The sequence below is a fragment of the Mesorhizobium sp. ES1-3 genome, assembly GCF_020164795.1.
Taxonomy (GTDB): Bacteria; Pseudomonadota; Alphaproteobacteria; order Rhizobiales; family Rhizobiaceae; genus Mesorhizobium.
Window position 1 is genome coordinate 59,612 of record NZ_JAIUGW010000001.1, and the last position, 21,590, is coordinate 81,201.

17 protein-coding genes are annotated in these 21,590 nt (G+C 63.1%); 11 read left to right on the top strand and 6 right to left on the bottom strand.

Features of this window, described 5'->3' with window-relative positions; all coding sequences use genetic code 11:
* Together LB536_RS00335 and LB536_RS00340 are read left to right on the top strand one after the other, a co-directional pair.
* A complete protein-coding gene (locus tag LB536_RS00335; RefSeq protein ID WP_140759885.1) occupies positions 1-792 on the top strand; it encodes an ATP-binding cassette domain-containing protein in 792 nt (263 codons plus the stop codon).
* Between the two features lie 26 nt (positions 793-818).
* The gene (locus LB536_RS00340; protein ID WP_224589678.1) at positions 819-1,841 is read left to right on the top strand and encodes a LacI family DNA-binding transcriptional regulator; all 1,023 of its coding nucleotides are present in this window, start codon (positions 819-821) and stop codon (positions 1,839-1,841) included.
* Between the two features lie 310 nt (positions 1,842-2,151).
* On the opposite strand, the gene LB536_RS00345 is transcribed toward LB536_RS00340, so the two are convergent.
* Complete coding sequence (locus LB536_RS00345) at positions 2,152-2,742, bottom strand: TetR/AcrR family transcriptional regulator (protein WP_224589679.1); 591 nt, start codon at positions 2,740-2,742, stop codon at positions 2,152-2,154.
* A 491-nt stretch (positions 2,743-3,233) separates the two neighbouring features.
* On the opposite strand from LB536_RS00345, the gene LB536_RS00350 reads away from it, so the two are divergent.
* The 8 genes from LB536_RS00350 (at position 3,234) to LB536_RS00385 (ending at position 15,198) form a co-directional block, all read left to right on the top strand.
* Positions 3,234-6,410 carry an efflux RND transporter permease subunit gene (locus tag LB536_RS00350; protein WP_224590065.1) on the top strand — a complete coding sequence of 1,059 codons (3,177 nt, stop codon included), beginning with the start codon at positions 3,234-3,236 and terminating at the stop codon, positions 6,408-6,410.
* A 15-nt stretch (positions 6,411-6,425) separates the two neighbouring features.
* Complete coding sequence (locus LB536_RS00355; protein WP_140757625.1) at positions 6,426-7,577, top strand: efflux RND transporter periplasmic adaptor subunit; 1,152 nt, start codon at positions 6,426-6,428, stop codon at positions 7,575-7,577.
* A 197-nt stretch (positions 7,578-7,774) separates the two neighbouring features.
* Positions 7,775-8,464, top strand: a complete 690-nt coding sequence (locus LB536_RS00360) for a GntR family transcriptional regulator (protein ID WP_140757626.1) — start codon at positions 7,775-7,777, stop codon at positions 8,462-8,464.
* 26 nt (positions 8,465-8,490) lie between these two features.
* Positions 8,491-9,597, top strand: coding sequence for a mandelate racemase/muconate lactonizing enzyme family protein (locus LB536_RS00365; RefSeq protein ID WP_224589680.1), 1,107 nt, complete (start codon positions 8,491-8,493; stop codon positions 9,595-9,597).
* Between the two features lie 269 nt (positions 9,598-9,866).
* Complete coding sequence (locus LB536_RS00370) at positions 9,867-10,631, top strand: SDR family oxidoreductase (protein ID WP_140811755.1); 765 nt, start codon at positions 9,867-9,869, stop codon at positions 10,629-10,631.
* Positions 10,632-11,097: 466 nt separating this feature from the next.
* Positions 11,098-12,072, top strand: coding sequence for an ABC transporter substrate-binding protein (locus LB536_RS00375; protein ID WP_224589681.1), 975 nt, complete (start codon positions 11,098-11,100; stop codon positions 12,070-12,072).
* A 76-nt stretch (positions 12,073-12,148) separates the two neighbouring features.
* On the top strand, positions 12,149-13,222 hold the full coding sequence (locus LB536_RS00380; protein ID WP_224589682.1) for a glycine betaine/L-proline ABC transporter ATP-binding protein: 1,074 nt from the start codon (positions 12,149-12,151) through the stop codon (positions 13,220-13,222).
* A complete protein-coding gene (locus LB536_RS00385; protein ID WP_224589683.1) occupies positions 13,219-15,198 on the top strand; it encodes an ABC transporter permease in 1,980 nt (659 codons plus the stop codon). Before LB536_RS00380 ends, LB536_RS00385 begins: the two co-directional genes overlap by 4 nt.
* Positions 15,199-15,217: 19 nt before the next feature.
* On the opposite strand, the gene LB536_RS00390 is transcribed toward LB536_RS00385, so the two are convergent.
* Positions 15,218-16,576 (bottom strand): NAD(P)-binding domain-containing protein, encoded by a 1,359-nt coding sequence (locus tag LB536_RS00390; protein ID WP_224589684.1) that lies wholly within the window; start codon positions 16,574-16,576, stop codon positions 15,218-15,220.
* 259 nt (positions 16,577-16,835) lie between these two features.
* Here LB536_RS00390 and LB536_RS00395 point away from each other — a divergent pair, with 259 nt between their 5' ends.
* Positions 16,836-17,552: a helix-turn-helix domain-containing protein gene (locus tag LB536_RS00395; protein WP_140507935.1), complete on the top strand. Its 717-nt coding sequence runs from the start codon at positions 16,836-16,838 to the stop codon at positions 17,550-17,552.
* A 163-nt stretch (positions 17,553-17,715) separates the two neighbouring features.
* Here LB536_RS00395 and LB536_RS00400 read toward each other — a convergent pair whose 3' ends face one another.
* From LB536_RS00400 to LB536_RS00415, 4 genes are read right to left on the bottom strand one after another with little or no spacing between them, the layout of a single operon-like run.
* Positions 17,716-18,756 (bottom strand): heme-dependent oxidative N-demethylase family protein, encoded by a 1,041-nt coding sequence (locus tag LB536_RS00400; protein ID WP_224589685.1) that lies wholly within the window; start codon positions 18,754-18,756, stop codon positions 17,716-17,718.
* Between the two features lie 9 nt (positions 18,757-18,765).
* The gene (locus LB536_RS00405; RefSeq protein WP_224589686.1) at positions 18,766-19,731 is read right to left on the bottom strand and encodes a PDR/VanB family oxidoreductase; all 966 of its coding nucleotides are present in this window, start codon (positions 19,729-19,731) and stop codon (positions 18,766-18,768) included.
* The gene (locus LB536_RS00410; protein WP_140811743.1) at positions 19,728-20,324 is read right to left on the bottom strand and encodes a dimethylamine monooxygenase subunit DmmA family protein; all 597 of its coding nucleotides are present in this window, start codon (positions 20,322-20,324) and stop codon (positions 19,728-19,730) included. Before LB536_RS00410 ends, LB536_RS00405 begins: the two co-directional genes overlap by 4 nt.
* Before the next feature lie 41 nt (positions 20,325-20,365).
* Positions 20,366-21,499, bottom strand: a complete 1,134-nt coding sequence (locus LB536_RS00415; RefSeq protein ID WP_224589687.1) for an aminomethyltransferase family protein — start codon at positions 21,497-21,499, stop codon at positions 20,366-20,368.
* Positions 21,500-21,590 lie beyond the last annotated feature (91 nt).

Here is a 21,590-nt window from a genome sequence, read left to right on the forward strand (position 1 = left end):
ATGGCCGAGCCACTGATCCGCATGCAGAACATCCGCAAGTCCTATGGGCGCGTGCAGGCGCTGGTGGACGCCAATTTCCATGTCAACGAGCGCGAGATCGTCGGCCTGCTGGGCGACAATGGCGCCGGCAAATCGACGCTGATCAAGGTTCTCTCCGGCGCGGTGCCGCTGACCAGCGGCGATATCTTCATCCGCGGCAAGAAGGTCATCCTGCGCAGCACCAGCGACGCCATCGCGCACGGCATCGAGACCATCTACCAGGACTCGGCCCTGGTCACGCAATTGTCGATCGCGCGCAACCTGTTCCTGGGGCGTGAGCCGATCAAGCCGCCGCGTTTCCTCAACCGCATGGACCAGGACGCCATGAACACGGTCGCCCGCGATCTGCTCAAACAAGTAGGCATCTCCAAGAACATCCCGCCGACGACGCCGATCGGTTCGCTCTCCGGCGGCGAGCGCCAGGCGGTCGCGATCGCGCGCGCCATGCATTTCGACAGCGACCTGATCATTCTCGACGAGCCGACCAACAATCTCGGCGTCGCCGAAACACAAGGCGTGCTGAGCTTCGTGCGCAACGCCCGCGATTCCGGCCACTCCTGCATCTTCATCGCGCACAACATCCACCATGTCTTCCAGGTGGTCGACCGCATCGTCGTCATGCGCAGGGGCAAGGTCGTCGCCGACGACATCGATCCGAAGACGACGACCGTGACGGAAGTCGAGCGCATCATTACCGGCATGTCGGACAAGGACATCCGCGACGCTCTCGCCGACGGCAAGCCGGGGCACTGAGGAGCATCGACGCATAGGGTCGCGGCATGAAGGCCACCGTTTCCGACATTGCCAGGAACTGTGGGCTGTCGACCGCAACGGTCGACAGGGTGCTCAACAATCGGCCCGGTGCGAGCGCCGCCAACAGGCAGCGCGTCATGGAGGCCGCCAAGCAGCTCGGCTATCTGCCGGTCGCCGACCAGGTGACGCTTCCCTCGAAGCCCGCAAACCTAGAATTCCTCCTGCCGATCGGCAGCAACGCCTTCATGCAGGACCTGGCAAAGCATATCGAGGACTACGCCTCGCGCCTGCCCCTTGTGGCGTCCTGCCGGATCCACAATCTTGCCGGCATCTCGCCCAATGCGCTGCGGACAGCGGCCGAAAGACTGTCGCTGCGCGCCAACGGCGTCGGCGTCATCGCGGTCGATCACCCCAGGACACGCAACATCCTGCGCGACATGGTCGAGGCCGGCATTCGCCTGGTGACGCTGGTGTCCGATATTCCGGCCGCACCCCGCTCGGCCTATGTCGGGATCGACAACCGCGTGGCGGGACGGACGGCAGCACTCTTGATGGGACGCTTTCTCGGCGGCCGCGAGGGGCAGCTGGCGATGGTCGTCGGCTCGCGCTCCTATCGCGGCCATGAAGAGCGCGAAATGGGCTTCCGCTCCGTGCTTGGCGAGGACTTTCCCAACCTCACCGTCAGCAGCGCCGTCGAGATCAACGACGAGCCGGACGCAAGCTATGCCGAGACCATGAAGGCGCTGCACAACGAACCGGAACTGCTCGGCATCTATTGCGTCGGCGCCGGGCGCTCCGGAATTGCCAAAGCAATCCGGGAAGCCAGGCCCAACCGCAAGCCGGTGTTCATCTGCCACGACCTGACAAGGGAAACACGCGGCTATCTTGTCGACGACCTCGCCGACGTCGTCATCGATCAGAACGCCAGGCTGATCGCGGAGCAGTCGGTCATCCAACTGCTCGGCTCGATCGCATCATCGGCGCCCTATCTCACGCGCAAATTCATCGAGCCGCGACTGATTTTCAGGGAAAACGTGCCGGTGCAGTGAGGTCGCACTTCCTGAATTCACGCAGCGTTACGGCGAATCTGCACAGCAGCTATGCACAATTCATTGTTGCCGAATCATTGGGCAATTCGTAGTTTCTGGTTGTCGGCCATCTACTCCTCCCAGATGCGATGCCGACGCTGAGTGGGGTGCACCTCCTCCCGCACCACATTCGAAATCGAGCCCGCTGCCACCTCCTCCCGGCAGCGGGCTTTTTTCGTTCAGTCAACGGGAATGCTGCGCAGCCTGCCAGGGCAGCAGGTATCACCTCGGTCATGCGACCGGCAAAATCACCGACAGCCACGGCAAAACTTTAACCGGCGGCAGTGCCCCGGAAGGAAACGATCAGCCCTTCCGCCATGCGCACGAACTGCGTGCTGGGGCCCTCGGCACCGACGGTCTGCACGCTGACGCGCGCGCCTTCAAAAAGCAGCGACAGCGTATCGGCGAGAAGTTCGGCCTGGCCGATGCCGGCATCCCGGCAGAGCCCGACCAGGCGTTCGCGCTGGGCTTCCTTGAGTTCCTTGATCACGCGCCTTGCCGGATGATCGGGTTCGGTCAGTTCGGCGGCGGCGTTGGCCATGTCGCAGCCGCGGCCGTCGGTGTTGAGCATGGCGGCGGCCTTGTGAACCCAGGCGTGAAGCTGGGCAAGCTTGTCGCCCGGATGCTCGGCCTCGAACGTTTCCCACATCGCGCCAGCTTTCAACGCGTTGGCGCGCAGGCATTCGACGATCAGTTCGTCCTTGGACTCGAAGTGACGATAGAGCGTCATCTTGTTCGTGCCGGCAGCCTCGGTGATGGCGTCGACGCCGACGCCCTTGATGCCGTGCTTGTGGAACATGTCACGCGCCGTCTCCAGAATCCGATCCCGGGGACGAGAGCGCTCCACGACGCCGTCTGTCATCATGATCTCCTTTCGTTTCCAAAAAACCCTCGGCCACCTCTTGACTAGGGTGTTACCGGTCTGTAACTTCCAGAATGTTACTTACTGGTAACACCTATAACGTCCGTCGTCAATAACAAGGTCGTGAACTGGTCCTACCAGATCGAGATGGACGAAAAGACTGCCAATCATGCGGCTTCGGCCGGTGAAGAGATGAAAAACGGTTCGCGAGCATGGGCTGCGAATCGACAGACAAGGAGCCGGCCAATGCCACAGCGCCGCGATCTTACCATAGATGAGGCCGTCCGGGATCCGATGATCCGGCTGGTCATGAAAGCAGATGGGGTCGACCCCCGCGCCTTCGAGAACATGTTGCGCTCGCTCGCCGATGGGCAGCGTCGCGAGGTGCCGTTGCTGCGTTCACGGGAAGGGTCCCGTGACCGGCACGGCCAATTGTCCAGAGTCGCCAGCGCCTTCGGGCGGGCAAGAGCGGCTGGAGAGGCGTGCGTGTCGTGGTAAACTTCTTCATCCATCGTCCGATCTTCGCCTCGGCCATCGCCATCATCATGGTGCTCGCCGGGACGATTTGTTATTTCCTGCTGCCCGTTTCGCAGTTTCCCGACATCACACCGCCCCAGGTCGTGGTCAGCGCCCACTATCCGGGCGCCAGCGCGCAGGTGGTGGCAGACACGGTGACGACGCCGCTGGAGCAGCAGATCAACGGCGTGCAAGGCATGACCTACATGTCGTCGACGAGCTCCAATGACGGCTCGTCGACCATCACCATCACCTTCGATGTCGGCTATTCCCTGAGCACCGCCGCCGTCGACGTGCAGAACCGCGTCTCGCAGGCGGCCTCGTCGCTGCCGGCGATCGTCAACCAGGGCGGCGTGACGATCAAGAAGCAGAACCCGAATTTCGTCCTGATCGTCAACCTGACCTCGCCCGACCATTCCGTCGATCCGGTGGCGCTCTCCAACCTTGCCTATCTGCAGGTGGTGGATCCGCTGAAGCGGCTGCCTGGTGTCGGCGACGTGCAGATCTTCGGCGAACGGCGCTATTCGATGCGTGTCTGGCTCGACCCGGACAAGCTCGCCAATCTCGGCATCACCGCCGTCGACGTCCAGAACGCCATCGCCGAACAAAACGTCCAGGTGGCGGCCGGCAAGATCGGCCAATCGCCGGCGCCCGCCGGCACCGCCTTCGAGATGCAGGTCAACGCCGTCGGCCGGTTGAGCGACCCCAAGGAATTCGGCGACATCGTCGTGCGTGCCAACACCGATACGGGTTCGCTGGTGCGGCTGCGCGACGTTGCTCGTATCGAGCTCGGCGCCCTGCAATATTCGTCGTCGGCCTTCTTCGGCAAGGACCCGACCGTGGTGCTCGCCGTCTATCAGATGCCCGGTTCCAACGCGCTCGATCTGCAGCAGCGCGTCAAGGACAAGATGCAGGAACTGTCGGCCCGTTTCCCCAAGGGCGTCGACTATGCGATGCACTACGACACGACGCGCTTCGTCTCGGCCTCGATGCATGACGTGCTGATCACGCTCGGCGAAGCCCTGGTGCTCGTCGTGGCGGTGGTGTTCATCTTCCTGCAGAGCTGGCGCACGACCATCATTCCGACCATCGCCATTCCTGTGTCGCTGGTGGCGACACTTGTCATCATGGAGATGATGGGTTTCTCGCTCAACATGCTCTCGCTGCTCGGCATGGTGCTGGCCATCGGCCTTGTCGTCGACGACGCCATCGTCGTGGTCGAGAATGTCGAGCGACAGCTCGAGGCCGGACTGAAACCACTGGCGGCGACAAAAGCCGCCATGGCCGAGGTGACAGGCCCCATCATTGCGACCACGGCGGTGCTGATGGCCGTGTTCGTGCCGGTTGCCTTCATTCCCGGCGTCTCCGGCAAGCTCTATAACCAGTTCGCACTGACGGTGGCGATTTCCGTCGGCATCTCCGCCTTCAACTCGCTGACGCTCAGCCCGGCGCTCAGTGCTGCCTTCCTGCGCCATCGCGGCGAGACGCAATTCTTCCTGTTCCGTTGGTTCAACACAGGCTTCGACAGACTGTCGCATGCCTACGCCAATGGCGTGCGCATCCTTATCCGGCTGCGCTGGATCATGCTCGGCCTGTTCGCGGCCGGCCTCGTCGCCACCTACTTCGTCTGGCAGAAGCTGCCCTCGACCTTCCTCCCGGTCGAGGACCAGGGCTATTTCTTCGTCGTCATCCAGCTGCCCGACGGCGCTTCGCTGGAGCGCACCGATGCGGTGGCACAGAAGGCGCGCGACATCCTGCAGGCCACGCCCGGCGTCGACATCGTCGGTTCGATCAGCGGCCTGAACTTCCTGACCAGCGCAGCGCAGTCGAACTCGGCGGTCGAGTTCGCCATCCTCAAGCCGTGGGAGGAGCGTGGCCCCGACCAGAGTGCCTCCAAGCTCGTCGCCGACGTGCGCGGCAAGCTGATGCAGATTCCGGAGGCCTTCGCGCTCTCGTTCGATCCGCCCTCCATCCCTGGCATCGGCACCACGGGCGGCTTCGAATTCGTCGTCGAGGACCTCACCGGCCGCGGCAGCACGGCCCTCAACGATGCCACGCAAGCGGTGATCGCCGAGGCGCGCAAGCAGCCGGAAATCAATCCGCAGCAGCTGTTCTCGCCTTTCTCGACCTCGACGCCGCAGTTCAACTACGATCTCGACCGCGCCAAGGCGAAGCTGCTCGGCCTCAACCTGCCCGACGTCTTCAACACGCTGCAGATCTATCTCGGCTCGCTCTACGTGAACGACTTCAACCTGTTCGGCCGCACCTTCCGGGTGACCATCCAGGCCGACAAGGATTCACGTGCGGGTGCGGCTGATATTTCACGGCTTTATGTGCGCAATGCTTCCGGCGGCATGGTGCCGCTCAGCACGCTGGGCAAGCTGGTGCCGTTCGTCGGCCCGGAAACCGTGCCGCATTACAACAACAACGCCTCGGCCACCATCAATGGCGGCGCTGCGCCCGGTTATTCGTCGGGCCAGGCAGTCGCCGCCATGGAACGGGCCGCGGCGACAGCACTGCCCAGGGATTTCGGCTTCGAATGGACCGGCATCACCTTCCAGGAGCTCAAGGCAGGATCGATCGCGTCGGTGGTCTTTGCGCTGGCCATCGTCTTCGTCTTCCTGATCCTGGCAGCGCAGTACGAGAGCTGGGCGATGCCGTTCATGGTGCTGCTGGCGGTGCCGCTCGCCCTGTTCGGCGCGTTCGCCGCACTTTGGGCGCGCGGCATGCAGATCGACGTCTATTCGCAGATCGGCTTCGTCATGCTGATCGGCCTGGCGGCCAAGAACGCGATCCTGATCGTCGAGTTCGCAAGACGGCGGCGCGAGGAAGGCCTCAGCATCATCGAGGCGTCGATGGAGGCCGCGCGGCTGAGACTACGGCCGATCCTGATGACCGCGTTTGCCTTCATCCTCGGCGTGGTGCCACTGATGATCGCCACCGGCGCGGGTGCCGCAAGCCGTCAATCGATCGGCACCACCGTGTTCGGCGGCATGGTCGCGGCGACCATCCTGTCGCTGGTGTTCGTGCCGGTCTTCTACGCGGTCATCGAGCAGCTGCGCGAACGGCGCGGCGGCGACGAGCCCGCCTCTCAACACACTGAACCAACGGCCAAACCCGCCTTCCCTCCCCTGGCGGAAGCGGCTGAATAAGATTGGAGACTCACTATGCGTAAATGGAAAATCGCGTTGGGAACGGCAGTCGCGCTGGGTGCGATCTCGGTGGCCAGCGTCCACCTGCTGGACATGGGCAATCTCAGCCTGAATGCCGGCACGGCCGGGGCGGCGCCCGCTCCAGCGGCGTTCGTCATGCCGGTGCCGGTGGCGAGCGTGGTCAAGAAGACGATCCCGATCTATCTCGACTATGCCGCGCGGACCGAGCCGATCCGCAGCATCACGCTGCAGGCGCGCGTCCCCGGCTACCTGCAGGAACAGACGGCGCAAGACGGCGCCGACGTGCGGCAGGGCGACCTGCTCTACAAGATCTCGCCTGACGATTTCCAGGCCGCGCTCGACCAGGCGAAGGCACAGGTTCAGCGCGATACGGCGACGCTCGATTATGCGCGTTCCAATCTCGGCCGCGGTACCGAGCTCGCCAAGAGCGGTTACCTGGACAAGGACAGCTTCGACCAGCGCACCAGCACCTTGCGCGAGGCGCAGGCGTCGCTGGCGCTCAACCAGGCTGCCGAGCGCACGGCCGAGCTCAATCTGAGCTACGCTGAAATCCACGCGCCGTTCCCCGGACGCCTGGGCCGCAACCAGGCTTCCGCGGGAACGCTGGTCAGCGTAGCCGGCACCGTGCTCAACACGCTGGTCCAGCTCGATCCGATCTACGTCACCTTCAATCCGAGCGAGACGGATCTGGCGCAGATCGAGGAAGCGCGCGCTGCCGGCCCGATCGAGGTCGAGGTCCTGCTTCCGGGTGAGACCGAAGCCCACCAGAAGGGCGAGCTCACCTTTATCGACAACACGATCGATCACTCGACCGGCACGATCACCGCACGCGCCACCATCGGCAACGCCAAGTTCACGCTCTTGCCTGGCCAGTATGTTCGCGTGCGGCTGCACGTCAAACAACAGCCCGATGCGCTGATGGTGCCGCAGGTCGCACTGGGATCAAGCCAGCTCGGCAAATATCTCTACGTTGTCGGCAAGGGCAATACGGTCGACCAGCGGCTGGTTTCGCTGGGGCCGACCAGCGGCGACATGGTCGCCATCCTTAGCGGCGTCGCCGAAGGCGACCAAGTGATCACAGGCAATCTGCAGAAGATCGGCCCCGGAATGCCGATTTCGCCTCTCCCACAGAAACCGGCTACCTGACTCCCCCGCAGGCCCGGTTTCCGCGCGGCGCCCTCGACCTTTTCTCAGGCCGAGGGCGCCGTTTTCACGAGCAAGCCGACCGGAGCGGCGACGTCTGCGCGGCCGGCCGTCGGAAACTGAGAAATCAGACCACGACCTCTTGTTAGATTGTCGACAATCTGATTGTCTTGCCATCTGTTCTCGCTGGAGTGGGCCGGATGGTGAAGACGGAGTTCGGTCCGATTGCCGACACGACACGCCGTGCCGAAATCGTGGCACTGCTGCGGCGCGCGATCCTGACCGGTCAGCTTGAGCCCGGCCAGAAGCTCAACGAGCTCAGGATTTCCGAACAGATGCGGGTCAGCCGCGCGCCGCTGCGCGAAGCGATGCGCGAGCTGGCGCAGGAAGGCATCCTGACGAGCGTCCCCTATGCTGGCACCTTCGTCATCAATGTCACCGCCAAGGACATCGACGACGCCTATTCGCTCAACAAGGTGCTGGACGAGTTCGCCATCGAGCGGATGTGGAAGCAGCGCGACCAGCGTTTCTTCGACGAACTCGACCGGCGCCACGAGGCGGTGAAGCAGGCGACGCGCGACCGCGACACCACAAGGCAGATCGAAACCGCGCTGCAACTGCATGGTCTGATCCATGAATGGGCCGACAATTCGGTGCTCCTGGAAACCTGGCAAAGGCTGGCGAGCCGGCTGCAGATGTATTTCGCCCTGCATCAGCGCGCCCGCAACGAGCCGGTGCCTGCAGAGGACCTGCACGAGACCTATGTGGCGCTGCTCAAGGGCTCGGACATTCGCGCCGCCCAGCGCCATGCGCGCGAGCATATCGACCTCGATTTCGAAGAGCTTCTCGCCTATGCGCGCAGCCTTGAAAAGCGCGCGTCGAAGAACTGACACCCCTGCGGACAACGGAAAGCAAAGTGAAGATCGAAACCATCAAAGCCTATCGCGTCGTGCAGCCCTTCGTGGACGGCCCCTACCGCATGTCCAAGGGGCGGGTCGCCGACTGCTTCGACGCGGTGATCGTCGCCATCACCTCGGACAGCGGCGTGACCGGCTGGGGCGAGATGGCGCCGCTCGGCAATTTCTACTCGGCCGCGTTCCCGGCCGGCACGCGTGCCGGCGTGCCGGAAATCGCGCCGCATCTCATCGGCCAGGACCCGCGTGGACTTGCCGGCATCGGCAGGCTGATGGACACCGTGTTCAAGGGCCACCCCTACATCAAGTCCGCGCTGGACATGGCGTGCTGGGATCTCGCCGCCCGCGCGGCCGGCGTGCCGCTGGTGATGCTGCTCGGCGGCAAGGAAAGCGACACGGCCGAACTCTATAAGGTCGTCACCCATGGCACGGTCGATCAAATGGCCGCACTTGCCGGGCGCATCGTCAAGGACGGCTTTCACCGGCTGCAGGTCAAGGTCGGCGGCAATGTCAATGACGATATCGAACGCGTCACCGCGGTCGCCGCCTCGGTGACGAAAGGCACTGTCATTTTCTGCGACGCCAATGCCGGCTGGACGCCGTACCAGGCGCGCCGGTTCGCCGATGCGACGCGGGCGATCGACTATACGTTCGAGCAGCCCTGCACGACGATCGACGAGAACATGTCGGTGCGCCGCATGCTCGACAAGCCGATGGTGCTCGACGAATCCGTCACCTCGCTTGAGGCGATGCTGGAAATCCACCGCAGGGGCGCGGCCGACGGGCTGACGCTGAAGATCTCGCGGCTGGGCGGCGTGACGCAGACGCGGCTGATCCGCGACGTCGCCGTCGATCTCGGCTTCATGATCACGGTGGAAGACACCGGCGGCGCCGAGATCGACACATCAGCCATGGCGCATCTGTCGCTGTCGACGCCAGAGGAGCGCCGGCTGCACGCCATCGCCTTCCATGAATGGGTCACGGTGCGCACCGCGTCGAATGCGCCGCCGGTCACCGGCAGCCGCATGGGCATTCCAGACGGCCCGGGCCTCGGCATCGATGTGGATCCAAGCATGCTGGGCAAGCCCTTCTTCGAGATCGGCCGCTGACGATCCGCAGCACCAAGGCAACGCCGCCGACGCCGGCGGCCGCCGCCATCATCAATGATGTTCTCGCCCAACGGCTGGTCGGCCGCGACGCCTTCGACATTGCCGGCGCCGAACATATGTGCCTGCCCTTCTGGACCGGCGTGCAGTCGATCAATGACCGCACCCGCTCAAGGCCTGGTCCGGTGACCGGCGCCCAAAGGCTTGCGACTTCTGAGATTGATCAAAGTACGGCAACGCGCATAACCTCTCTCAACAAGGGAGGGCTACCAATGGATCTTTTCAAACTGGACGGCGATGTCGCGCTGGTCACCGGTGCCGGCAGCGGCATTGGCCAGGCAATCGCGATCGGGCTGGCCGAGGCAGGCGCCGATGTCGCCTGTTTCGGCCATACGTCGAAGGGCGGGTTGGACGAAACCGCTCACCGGATCACGGCACTCGGCCGCCGGGCGCTGGTGCTGACCGGCACCGTGACCTCGGATAGCGATCTCGCGGCGGCCATCGATCGCATAGAGGCCGAACTCGGTGCGTTGACGGTCGCCGTCAACAATGCCGGCATTGCCGGCTCCGAACCAGCCGAGACACTGCCGCTGGAAAAGTGGCGGAAAGTGCACGAGGTCAATGTCGCGGGCGTATTCCTGTCCTGCCAGGCCGAAGCGCGCAAGATGCTGGCGCGGGGCAAGGGCTCGATCATCAACATCGCCTCGATGTCGGGCACCATCGTCAATCGCGGGTTGACGCAGGCGCACTACAATTCCTCGAAGGCCGCCGTCATCCATATGTCGAAGAGCCTCGCCATGGAGTGGGCCGATCGCGGGCTGCGCGTCAATGTCGTCAGCCCGGGCTACACGCTGACGCCGATGAACAAGCGCCCCGAGGTGGCCGAAGAGGTTAAGATCTTCAAACGCGACACGCCGATGGGACGCATGGCGGCGCCCGAGGAAATGGTCGGGCCGACAGTGTTCCTGGCCAGCCGCGCGTCGAGCTTCGTCACCGGCCTCGACCTGATCGTCGATGGCGGCTACGTCTGCTGGTAAACAGGGCATGCCAGCCATGTCCCGCCTGCGTCGGCCGGCTTCGCTTGCAGTCTGAAATTCCGCCGCGAACATAGCGTTAGTCGTTGCGCGGCATGAACGTTGGTATATATAATTTCATCCTATGAAACGGCGCTGGCGAGATGGGGCTTGCTGGGGCTATAGCCGAGAGCAATTCCGCCGGAATGCTTGGGATCATGGGACCTTGATGGCTCGCAGCTTGCAGGGCGCCGCAGGACTGGCAATTGATCCGCGGATGATCGCCATCGCGGCGATCGATCGGCCATGAGACTGCCCGCCTCGGCAGCGTCCGTCATCACCGAAATCGAGCATCATCACGCCTGCGCCGTCCTTGGCCGCGACATGGCGACAACGGCCTTGCGCAACAGCCAGCCTTTCCAACACAATCAAGAAAAGACGCAAGAAGGGAACGACCGATAACCGTCACAGCTTGAAGGAGAACCAAGCAATGCCACTTCGCAGTGTGATTTCGAAATTCTCAATGGGAGCTTTTGCATTTGCCGCGGCAAGTGTCCTGACGCCAACAGCGCAGGCAGCGGCACCGGAATCCAACGACCCGATCAAAATCGCGCTGTTCGACTGGACCAGCGTCAACCTCAACGCCAAGATTCTCGGCGGCATCCTGGAAAAGCTCGGCTACACCGTCGAATACCCGACCGCCGATTATCTCTCCAGCCTGACCACCGGCCTCACCAATGGCGACCTCGATGTCGGCCTGGAGTACTGGGACACCACGGCCGGCGAAGCCATGAAGGCCTCCGATGCCACCGGCCAGACCGAACGGCTCGGCAAGCTCGGCCCGAAGGCAAAGGAAGAGTGGTGGTTTCCCGAATATATGAAGGAAAAGTGCCCGACTTTGCCAGATTGGCATGCACTGCTCGACGCCACCTGCGCGGCATCGTTCTCGACCGCCGAGACGGCGCCGAAGGGGCGCTATCTCGGCGGCCCGGTGACCTGGGAAGGTTTTGACGACGAACGCGTCGCGGCGCTGAAACTGCCCTTCACGGTCATCCATGCCGGCACCGATGCCGCGATGTTCGCCGAACTCGATTCCGCCTATCAGCGCAAGGCGCCGATCATGCTGTGGATTTATTCGCCGCATTGGGCGCCCGCAAAATACAAGGGCGAATGGGTGCAATTCCCGGAATATACGCCCGAATGCTACAACGACCCGAAATGGGGCGTGAACCCGGACGCCAAATACGACTGCGGCAAGCCGCATGGCGAGATCTGGAAATACTCCTGGAACGGCATGAAGGACAAATGGCCGGTCGCCTACAAGGTGGCCAAGGCCTACACGGTCGATACCGATGAGTTGAACAAGATGAGCGGCGAGATCGACCTCGACGGCAAGACGCCGGAAGACGTCGCCGCCGCCTGGATCGCCGCCCACGAGGCCGACTGGAAAGCCTGGGCGCAGTGATCGCTCCGACTGGAAAAGGGAGACCTGGCTGGTACCAGCTAGGTCTCAATTCCTAGTGTTCCAGAAGGACGACTGAATGACGGAAGCTATTGAACAGGCATCAAACGCGACGGGAAAGGATCCCCGCCCGATAAAACTTGCCTGCCATAATGTCTGGAAACTGTTTGGGGCGAACGCCGCCAACTTCATCCGCGAGCGCAACGGCAAGGCCAGCACGACCGACATAGCCGCGGCGGGGCTAGTCGGCGCGGTGCGCGCCGTCGATCTGGAGATCCGGCAGGGCGAGATTTTCATCATCATGGGTCTGTCGGGGTCCGGCAAGTCGACGCTGGTGCGCTGCATGTCGCGGCTGGTCGAACCGACACATGGCAAGGTCGAGTTCGAAGGCAAGGATCTGCTCGAGATTTCCGATGCCGCGCTGATAGAACTCAGGCGCCACCGCATGGGCATGGTGTTCCAGAACTTTGCCCTGCTGCCGCATCTCAACGTGCTCGACAACATCGCCTTCCCGCTCAGCATCCAGGGACAGGATCGTTCGACACGCGAGGCGCGCGCCCGCGAAGTCATCGAACTCGTCGGCCTGCGCGGGCGCGAGCATTTCTATCCGCGCGAATTGTCCGGCGGCCAGCAGCAGCGTGTCGGTATCGCCCGCAGCCTGGCGACGAAACCCGAGATCTGGTTTCTCGACGAGCCCTTCTCGGCGCTGGACCCATTGATCCGCCGCGAAATGCAGGACGAGCTGATGCGGCTGCAGACCATGCTGCACAAGACCATCGTCTTCATCACCCATGATTTCGACGAGGCTATAAGGCTCGCCGACCGCATCGCCATCATGAAGGACGGAGAAGTCATCCAGATCGGCACGCCGGAGGAACTCGTGGTCAATCCGGCGACCGACTATGTCGCCGAGTTCACCCGCGACGTCGACCGCGCCAAGGTGATTTCGGCGCGCAGCCTGATGCGTGCCTGCGACGGCGCCGAGCATGGCGGCACGGTGGCGCCGGAGGCCAAGATAGCGAGTTTCTCGGCCAGCATCGTCGCCGCAGGCAAGCCTTTCGCGGTGATCAACGGCACCGGCAAGCCGATCGGCGAAGTGACGCCGCAAGCGGTGATCGATCTGCTGGCCGGCATCGAGCGAGCCGGCGCATGACGGTAACGGCAAGCGCCAGCCAGGCAAGGCCGCCGATTCAGCGGTGGCTGGTGATCTGGGTGCTCGCGCTTGCCGCCGTGCTGGTGGTGTTCCTGCTGCACGACAAACTGCCATGGGCCGTCAACTATCCGGTCGAGGCGGTCGTTCCCGTCGCCGACTGGGTCAGCGCGCTGATGGGCTGGATCAAGTCGAACCTGTCCTGGCTGACCCGCTCGATCACCGCGGTGCTCGGCGTGCCGCTCGACTTCGCGCTCAATCTCTTGGCCAAGAATTTCAAGTTCGGCCATGGCGCCGACGCTTCCGTGTTGCCGCGCTTGTCCTGGGTTGGCGTCTGCGCTGCGGCGTTCCTTGCCGGCTACGCGACCGGTGGCAGAAAACTCGGCATGCTGGTTGGCGGCTGCTTTCTCTACATCGCGCTGTTCGGCCAGTGGACCAGCGCCATGCTGACGCTGGCGCTGATCTCGATCGCCGTGCCGTTCTGCATCGTCACCGGGCTATTCCTCGGCATCTGGGCGTGGCGCAAGCCGTGGGCGGAGCGGTTCATCGTCTCCCCCGCCCTCGACCTGATGCAGACGATCCCGACCTTCGCCTATCTCATCCCGATGCTGCTGCTGTTCGGCAACAGCCCGGTCTCGGCGATGATCGCCACCGCCATCTTCGCCACGCCGCCGATGGTGCGGGCAACGATGCTCGGCCTGTCGCGGGTGCCGTCCGAGATCGACGACTTCAGCGAAATGGCCGGCTGCACGGCGCGGCAGAAATTGTGGCGCGTGCTGTTGCCGTCGGCGCGGCCGACGCTGATGGTCGGCGTCAACCAGGTTATCATGCTGGCGCTGAACATGGTGATCATCGCCTCGATGATCGGCGCTGGCGGGCTCGGCTACGACGTGCTGCTCGCCCTGCGCGCGCTGAAGGTTGGCGAGGCGATGGAGGCCGGTCTTGCCATCGTCGCGCTCGCCATCGCGCTCGACCGTCTGAGCCAGGCCATCGCCCACAAGCAGGCAACAGGAAATGTCCACCGGTCGGCGAGCCCGCGTTTCTGGCGGCGCTACCCCAGTCTGACGCTGGCCATCGCCATCCTTGTCGTCACGACGCTGCTCGGCCTGTTCGTGCCGGCCTTCGCGGCCGTGCCGAAGGCGATCACCTTCACCACCGCGCCACTGTGGAAAGCGGCTGTGAACTGGGTGACGATCAACTTCTTCGACATCATCGAGGCGTTTCGGGTGGCGTTGATCCTCAATGTGCTCAATCCGGTGCGCGCCTTTTGCGAGGGATTTCCGTGGCTGGGCGCGGTGTTCTTGCTCGGCCTTGCCGGCTACCAGCTGTCAGGTTTGCGGCTGGCCGCACTTGTCGCGGCACTCACCGCCTTCTGTGCCATCACAGGCCTTTGGGAAAAGACCATGGCGACGGTCTATCTCTGCGGTATCTCGGCCTTCATCGCCTGCCTGGTCGGCATTCCGATCGGGCTTGCGGCGGCGCGCAGCGACCGTTTCGAAAAGATCGTCACGCCCATCATCGACACGTTGCAGGTGCTGCCATCCTTCTGCTTCATCATTCCGGTGGTGATGCTGTTCCGTGTCGGCGATGTCACCGCGATGATCGCCACGGTCGCCTTCGCCGTGGTGCCGGCAATCCGCTACACCAATCACGGCATCCGGCAGGTGCCGCCGGCTCTGATCGAGGCGGCGAAGGTTTCGGGGTGCACGCCGCGCCAGACCTTTTTCCGGGTGCAGCTGCCGCTGGCGCTGCCGGAGATCATGCTGGGCGTGAACCAGACCATCCTGATGGCGCTGGCGATGATCATCATCTGCGCCATGGTCGGCACGCGCGATCTCGGCCAGGAAGTGTTCATCGCATTATCGAAGGCCGATTCCGGCCGCGGCATCGTCGCGGGCCTGGCCATCGCTTTCATCGGCATCGTCGCCGACCGGCTGTTCAATGCGTGGACGGCGAAGGCCCGGGCAAGGCTGGGATAGTCAGCAAGATGCGCCGCGGCTACTCCGCCGCGACGCCCTTCACCTCGAGATAACTCTCCATGGAGTCGTCCAGCGCCTGTAGCCAGGGCGTGTGGTGCAGCGGCGCCATGGTGCCGGTCATCAGCGAGCGGTAGGCGTGGTCGCGGAAGCTCATAATGTCTTCCGCCTTGTGATGCTCCCACTCCATGAAGGTCTGGTTGACCGCCTCGACGTCGAAGCCGGGATAATCGGTCTGGTCCATCAATTCCTTGGTGTAGTCGCCCTGGAACCAGATCATCTGCTCGGCGTCCTCAAGCGTTTCCTCGCGGGCGCGCCATTTCGCGCCGTGCGCCGCCATCGCCTCGGCCGAGGGCAGCTTGATGCGGCCCATGATGACGTCGCGCGCGAACCAGGCCTGAGCGTCGAACATGTTGAAGGTGTAGAACTGGTCCTGCATGCCGATGTAGGAAAGCTTCGGGTTCTTCTCCCAGACGACGCCCTCGTAGAGCGAGTCCGGCCACATGCGGTTGGCGGTCTTGAGCTTGAGATCGTCGGTGAGGAAGGGGAAGGAATGGAGGTAGCCGGTGCACAGGATGATGGCGTCGACGTCCTTGGTCGTGCCGTCCTTGAAATGCGCCGTCTTGCCGACGACTTTCTGCAGCAGCGGCACCTCTTTCCAGTTCTCGGGCCATTTGAAGCCCATCGGCTTCGAGCGATAGCTGGAGGTGATCGATTTGGCACCGTATTTGTAACATTGCGAACCGATGTCCTCGGCCGAATAGGAGCGGCCGATGATCAGGATGTCCTTGCCCTTGAACTCCATGGCGTCGCGGAAATCATGGCTGTGCAGGATGCGGCCGTTGAAGGTCGAGAAGCCCTCGAAATAGGGCACGTTGGGCACGGAGAAGTGCCCTGAGGCGACGACGACATTGTCGAACTCTTCCGAATAGGTGACGTCGTTGGTGCGGTCATGCGCGGTGACGGTGAATTTCTTCGTCTCGTCGGAGAAGGTGACCATGCGCACCGGGCTGTTGAAGCGCACCCATTTGCGCAAGCCCGATTTTTCGACGCGGCCCTTGATGTAATCCCACAGCACGGCGCGCGGCGGATAGGAGCCGATCGGACGGCCGAAATGCTCCTCGAAGGTGTAGTCGGCGAATTCGAGACACTCCTTCGGACCGTTCGACCAGAGATAGCGGTACATCGAGCCGTGCACGGGATCACCGTGCTCGTCGAGGCCGGTGCGCCAGGTGTAGTTCCACAGGCCACCCCAATCGGACTGCTTTTCAAAGCAGACGATCTCGGGAATGTCGGCGCCCTTGTCGGCCGCCGATTTGAAGGCCCTGAGCTGGGCCAGACCGGACGGTCCGGCTCCGATGACGGCAACGCGAGTTTTCATTTCCGGGCCTCCATTTTTTTGATTTCCCCAGCGAAACAAATTTCACTGACAGTGACAGTAATTGGCCGCTTGGTGCTGTCAACAGACATCTGCGGGAACGGCGTTTACGCGCAGCGGATTCCTGGCGAAAAACCCACGGCGGCCGCGATGGCCGCACTGCCGCGTGCGACATAAGATGGCTTGCCGTTGCGGTTGCGCTCCGTATCGGCACCTGACATGTTCACCTTGAGTGAAATAAATCCTGACGATCGGGGGCGACATGGCAAAGGCAATTTCGGATACCAAGGCTCCCGCGAGCGCAAAGGCAAAACCGTCGCCGAAAGTGTCGGCGGACGGCAGGACCATCCGCGCGCCGCTGACACAAAACCCGCACGCCATTCGCGACACCCGCGAAAAAGTGCTGGAGGTCGCGATCGGCCGCGAGGTGCGGGCCTTCCGCAAGAAGCTCGGCATCACCGTCGCGGATCTCGCGGTCGCCACCGACATTTCGCTGGGCATGTTGTCCAAGATCGAGAACGGCATCACCTCGCCGTCGCTCACCACCTTGCAGGCACTGTCGCGGGCGCTGGGCGTTCCCGTCACCGCCTTCTTTCGCCGCTTCGAGGAGGAGCGAAGTGCTGTCTTCGTCAAGGCCGGCCAAGGCCTCGATGTCGAGCGCCGCGGCACGCGCGCCGGCCACCAGTACAACCTGCTTGGCCATATCGGTTCGAACACCAGCGGCGTCGTCGTCGAACCCTATCTGATCACGCTGACCGAGGATTCGGATGTGTTCCCGACCTTCCAGCACGAGGGCATGGAGTTCCTCTACATGCTCGAGGGCGAGGTCGTTTACCGGCACGGCAGCAATCTCTACCCGATGAAGCCCGGCGACAGCCTGTTCTTCGACGCCGACGCGCCGCATGGGCCCGAACAACTGACGAAACTCCCGATGCGCTATTTGTCGATTATCTGCTATCCGCAGAACAGCGCGGGTTAGGCGGGCCGCCGCAGCCCCCCTCACCCGGATTGCCAACCGAATTGCGAAGAGCAATTCGGGGCAATTCGACCTCTCCCCAAGGGGAGAGGAGTGCGCCGGCGCCAAGTCTCTTCTCCCCTCGGGGAGAAGGTGGCCCGAAGGGCCGGATGAGGGGGCCTTGCTTTCAATCCGGCCCAAATCCCGCTGATGTCGGGCTGTCGTCATCCAGCTTCGACAGCCACTCGACCAGCGTCGAACGATAGCGCGTCAGGCCTTTGTAGGTGGCCAGTTCCTCGGGCAGATCGCGGATCACGCGGTGCAGGCGGCGCGCCCATTTCGGCTGCGTCACCAGCTCGTCCATCTTGATCAGGTAACAGCGGATCGGGAAGACGATGCCGTTGGAACGCGGCAGCCGCCAGAAGCTTTGCAACTCGACCCGCAGATGCACCTTGTCGCCGACGTTTTCGGGCGTCACGGTCGTACGATCCGGTCCCCACTTGTGATAATTTTCGGGGCTGGTGTCGAGGCGCGGATTGATGGTCATCGTCCAGTTCAGCCGCCGCGCCGGTTTGCCCTGCTGGATATTGGTGAGGAATTTCAGCGCCCTGACGAAAATCCCCTTCTCGTGCGCCAGCGGCACCGGCGCGTGCCACTCGAAGAAATTCATGCCGATGTCGAAATCGAGCGACCAGTCGGCCTGGGTGGTGACCATGCCGGCATCCATCCACAGATTGCCGTCGCGCTGGTCGAGGATGCAGAAATCGCCCTGGCTCTGGCGGGTGATGTATTCCATCGGCCCGTAAGGCAGCGTCGAGGTGTCGCCGAAGGTGAAGGTGTCGTCGATGCCGAGCGGCCGGTTGATCCAGCGCCAGCGATCGCCGTCCCGCGTCAGCGTGAAATGCTCGGGATAGCCCAGTGCCTGCTGCTCCATCAAAAGTTCCAGCAGGTCCCAGCCGGCGAGCGTCATGTGCGGCAGCGACTGGCAGCGCAGCGGATCCTCGGCCAGCACCATCGCGCGGTCCTGCATCTCGGCGACATAGTGCTCGTCGACGTCGATCAGGTTCTCCAGCACCGAGCCTTTCGGGCCGACGACATGCGGCTCTATGTTGACCGCATACATGTAGCTGTCTTCGTGGAACGGAAACGGGAACCGCCTGATGTGCTCAGGGCTGTTCCTGAAGGTGAAGTCGTCGCGGAACGTTTCCTTGCGAAAGGTGATGCCCAAGCTCGCCTCCTATCTTTCCAAGACCAACGATTTGCCCTCGAAGCGCGAGACGCACGGCATGATCTTCCTGCCGGAACGGTGGTCTTCCTCGCTCAGCCAATGGTCGTTGTGGATGAACTTGCCGTCACAAGAGATGACGTTGGTCTCGCACTGGCCGCAGACGCCGCCACGACAGAGATAAGGCGGATCGACGCCGGCCGCCTCGATGGCTTCGAGCAGGCTCTGCTGCTCGCCGACGCGGATGATCTTGCCGCTGACGGCAAGCGTCACGTCGAATGGCAAACCGGGCTGCGGCGCCGCGAAATGCTCGAAATGCACGGTCTCCGGCGGCCAGCCGAGCGCGGCGGCACGGTCGCGCACCCAGTTGATCATGCCGGCGGGGCCGCAGACATAGAGATGAGTGCCCAGCGGCTGCGAGGACAGCAGGCGGTCGAGATCGATACGCTCCTCGCGGTCGTCATGATAGAGCCGGACGCGACGGCCGTAGCGTTCGCTCAGCACATCGGCATAGGTGCCGAGCGAAGCGGTGCGGCAGGTGTAATGCAGTTCGAAATTGCCGCCTTCGCCTGCCAGTTGCGCGGTCTGCGCCATGAAGGGCGTGATGCCGATGCCGCCGGCGAGCATCAGGTGCTTTTTGGCGCGCAGGTCGAGTGAGAACAGATTGACGGGATAGCTCACCACCATCTCCAGCCCCGGCCGGACCTGGTTGTGCATGAACAGCGAGCCGCCACGGCCGACATCGTCGCGCCGCACCGAGATCGTGTATTCGCGCGTGTCGAGCGGCGAGCCCATCAGCGAATAGGGATTGAGCCTGGTGCGCTCGCCATCGCGCATCTCGACCACGACATGGGCGCCGCCGGAAAAGGTCGGCAACAGCTCGCCGTCACGCCGGCGAAAATGGAAACGGGTGACCAGTTCGTTGACCGGGACGACATCGCTGACGACGACGTCGAGCTTGGTGGTTCCGGTGCTCATCGGAAGATCTCCTCCATCGGAGGAATTTCACTGCGGTCTTCGGCATTGATGCAGACGCCCTGGAAGGCGGCGAGGCGCCGGGAGTAGTGATCGCGTACCAGGAGAAGCAGGCCACAATGCGAGCAGGTCGCCGGCTGCGTCGTCACATTCTCGGTGATGCCCTTGCAGTGCACGCACTGCATGCGCCGTGCCAGCGAGCCGCGATGCTCGGTCTGCATGGAGGTGTGGTCGATGCCGGCTTCGAGCGCCACCTGCATGGCCTGGCCGATCAGCCCTTCCGTGCCGGCGAGGTAGAGGCGCAGACCCATATGCGCGTTGGCCAGCGTCTGCTTCAGACGCGGCAGCAGACTGGCGAAGGACGGTGCGATATGCAGTTGCGCCGGCTTCAACGCTTCGAGAGCGGCACCATATTTGCCTTCAGGACCGGCAATGAAGACGATTTCGGCGCCGTCGAAGAACCCGGCCGGAGCCCTGACGGCCATGTCCGTTATCGCGAGCGCGCCTTCCGCATCCGCCAGGAAAAGATGATGCTTGCCCGGCTGCGGAGACAGGGTCCCGTAAATAGGCCGGCTGATGATGGTCTTGGCTGCCATTCTGTCTTTGTGCCTCGAAACCCCTCGCTGTCGATTATGCCTCAGCCTTTCGCCGTGCGCTTGGTCTTCTTGGGATCGTCGAACGGCAAGGGCTGCGCCGTCGCCTTGATCGACCCGCTCTTGTTGCGGATTTCGAGCTTGGTGTCCTTGACCGCGCAGTCGACGTCGAGCCGGGCGATGCCCATCGATTTCTCGACCAGCGGCGAATACATGGCGCAGGTGACAACGCCGACTTGTCTGCCGTCGCGATAGACCGGAGCGCCCTCGTCGGCCGGCTCCTTGCCGTCGAGCAGGACGCCGTAGATCTTGAAGCGCTCCTTGCCTTTCAGGCGATAGTGCTCTTCGGCGCCGCGGAAACCGGTCTTGCCGGGGCTGACGGTGAAGTCGAGGCCGAGTTCCCACAGCGTGTCGCCGGGACCTTCATTCTCGAACGGGTATTTCTGCGAATTGTCATAGGGATAGAACAAGAGGTAGCTCTCGACGCGCAGCATATCGAGGGTGGTGAAGCGGCACTGAATGATGCCGGCGCTCTTGCCCTCGTCGAGGATCCTGTCCCAGATCGTGCCGGCATCCTGGCCACGGCAGAAGATTTCGTAGCCGCGCTCGCCGGTATATCCGGTGCGCGAGATCATGACGGGGAAGCCGAACAGCTGCGTCTGCATGTGATGGAAGTAGTTGAGGTGGCGGATGCCGGGCACATGCTTGGCCAGATAGTCGACCGCCGTCGGCCCCTGCAGCGACAAATCGTGCAGATTGTCGTCGAAGCGCAGCGACACGTCCCGGCCCATCGCCGCTCGCTGCAATTCCTCGTGGCCGGTGCCCGAGCCGTGCACCACCATCCAGGAATTTGGTCCCGTGCGGTAGAGGATGCAGTCGTCGGTGAATTTTCCTGCTTCGTTCAGCATGCAGGCATAGGCCGACTTGCCGGGATAGATTTTTTCGACGTCGCGCGTTGTGGCGAGGTCGATGAGATGCGAGGCGTGCGGCCCTGTGATGTGCACCTTCTTCAGGCCGGAAACATCCATAAGCCCGGCCTTGGTGCGGATGGCGGTATATTCCTCATCGGCATCCTTGTCGTAGGTCCAGGCGGTGCCCATGCCGCTCCAGTCTTCGAGTTTCGACCCCAGAGCGCGATGGCGGTCCGCCAGGGTTGAAAATCTCCAGGATGCCGTCATCCGCTCGTCCTCCGTTCGAAAATCCTGATGTTCCCTGCTCCTTTGCCCAAGGCCGGAGCTTTGGATTGAATATTGACCGCAAACGCGGGAA

Bases quoted from the DNA above. Each gene is read 5' to 3' on its own strand.
- LB536_RS00345 (WP_224589679.1), bottom strand. From the start codon at position 2,742: ATGACAGACGGCGTCGTGGAGCGCTCTCGTCCCCGGGATCGGATTCTG.
- LB536_RS00360 (WP_140757626.1), top strand. From the start codon at position 7,775: ATGGTGAAGACGGAGTTCGGTCCGATTGCCGACACGACACGCCGTGCC.
- LB536_RS00380 (WP_224589682.1), top strand. From the start codon at position 12,149: ATGACGGAAGCTATTGAACAGGCATCAAACGCGACGGGAAAGGATCCC.
- LB536_RS00370 (WP_140811755.1), top strand. From the start codon at position 9,867: ATGGATCTTTTCAAACTGGACGGCGATGTCGCGCTGGTCACCGGTGCC.
- LB536_RS00390 (WP_224589684.1), bottom strand. From the start codon at position 16,576: ATGAAAACTCGCGTTGCCGTCATCGGAGCCGGACCGTCCGGTCTGGCC.
- LB536_RS00335 (WP_140759885.1), top strand. From the start codon at position 1: ATGGCCGAGCCACTGATCCGCATGCAGAACATCCGCAAGTCCTATGGG.
- LB536_RS00405 (WP_224589686.1), bottom strand. From the start codon at position 19,731: ATGAGCACCGGAACCACCAAGCTCGACGTCGTCGTCAGCGATGTCGTC.
- LB536_RS00375 (WP_224589681.1), top strand. From the start codon at position 11,098: ATGCCACTTCGCAGTGTGATTTCGAAATTCTCAATGGGAGCTTTTGCA.
- LB536_RS00415 (WP_224589687.1), bottom strand. From the start codon at position 21,499: ATGACGGCATCCTGGAGATTTTCAACCCTGGCGGACCGCCATCGCGCT.
- LB536_RS00340 (WP_224589678.1), top strand. From the start codon at position 819: ATGAAGGCCACCGTTTCCGACATTGCCAGGAACTGTGGGCTGTCGACC.
- LB536_RS00385 (WP_224589683.1), top strand. From the start codon at position 13,219: ATGACGGTAACGGCAAGCGCCAGCCAGGCAAGGCCGCCGATTCAGCGG.
- LB536_RS00355 (WP_140757625.1), top strand. From the start codon at position 6,426: ATGCGTAAATGGAAAATCGCGTTGGGAACGGCAGTCGCGCTGGGTGCG.
- LB536_RS00395 (WP_140507935.1), top strand. From the start codon at position 16,836: ATGGCAAAGGCAATTTCGGATACCAAGGCTCCCGCGAGCGCAAAGGCA.
- LB536_RS00410 (WP_140811743.1), bottom strand. From the start codon at position 20,324: ATGGCAGCCAAGACCATCATCAGCCGGCCTATTTACGGGACCCTGTCT.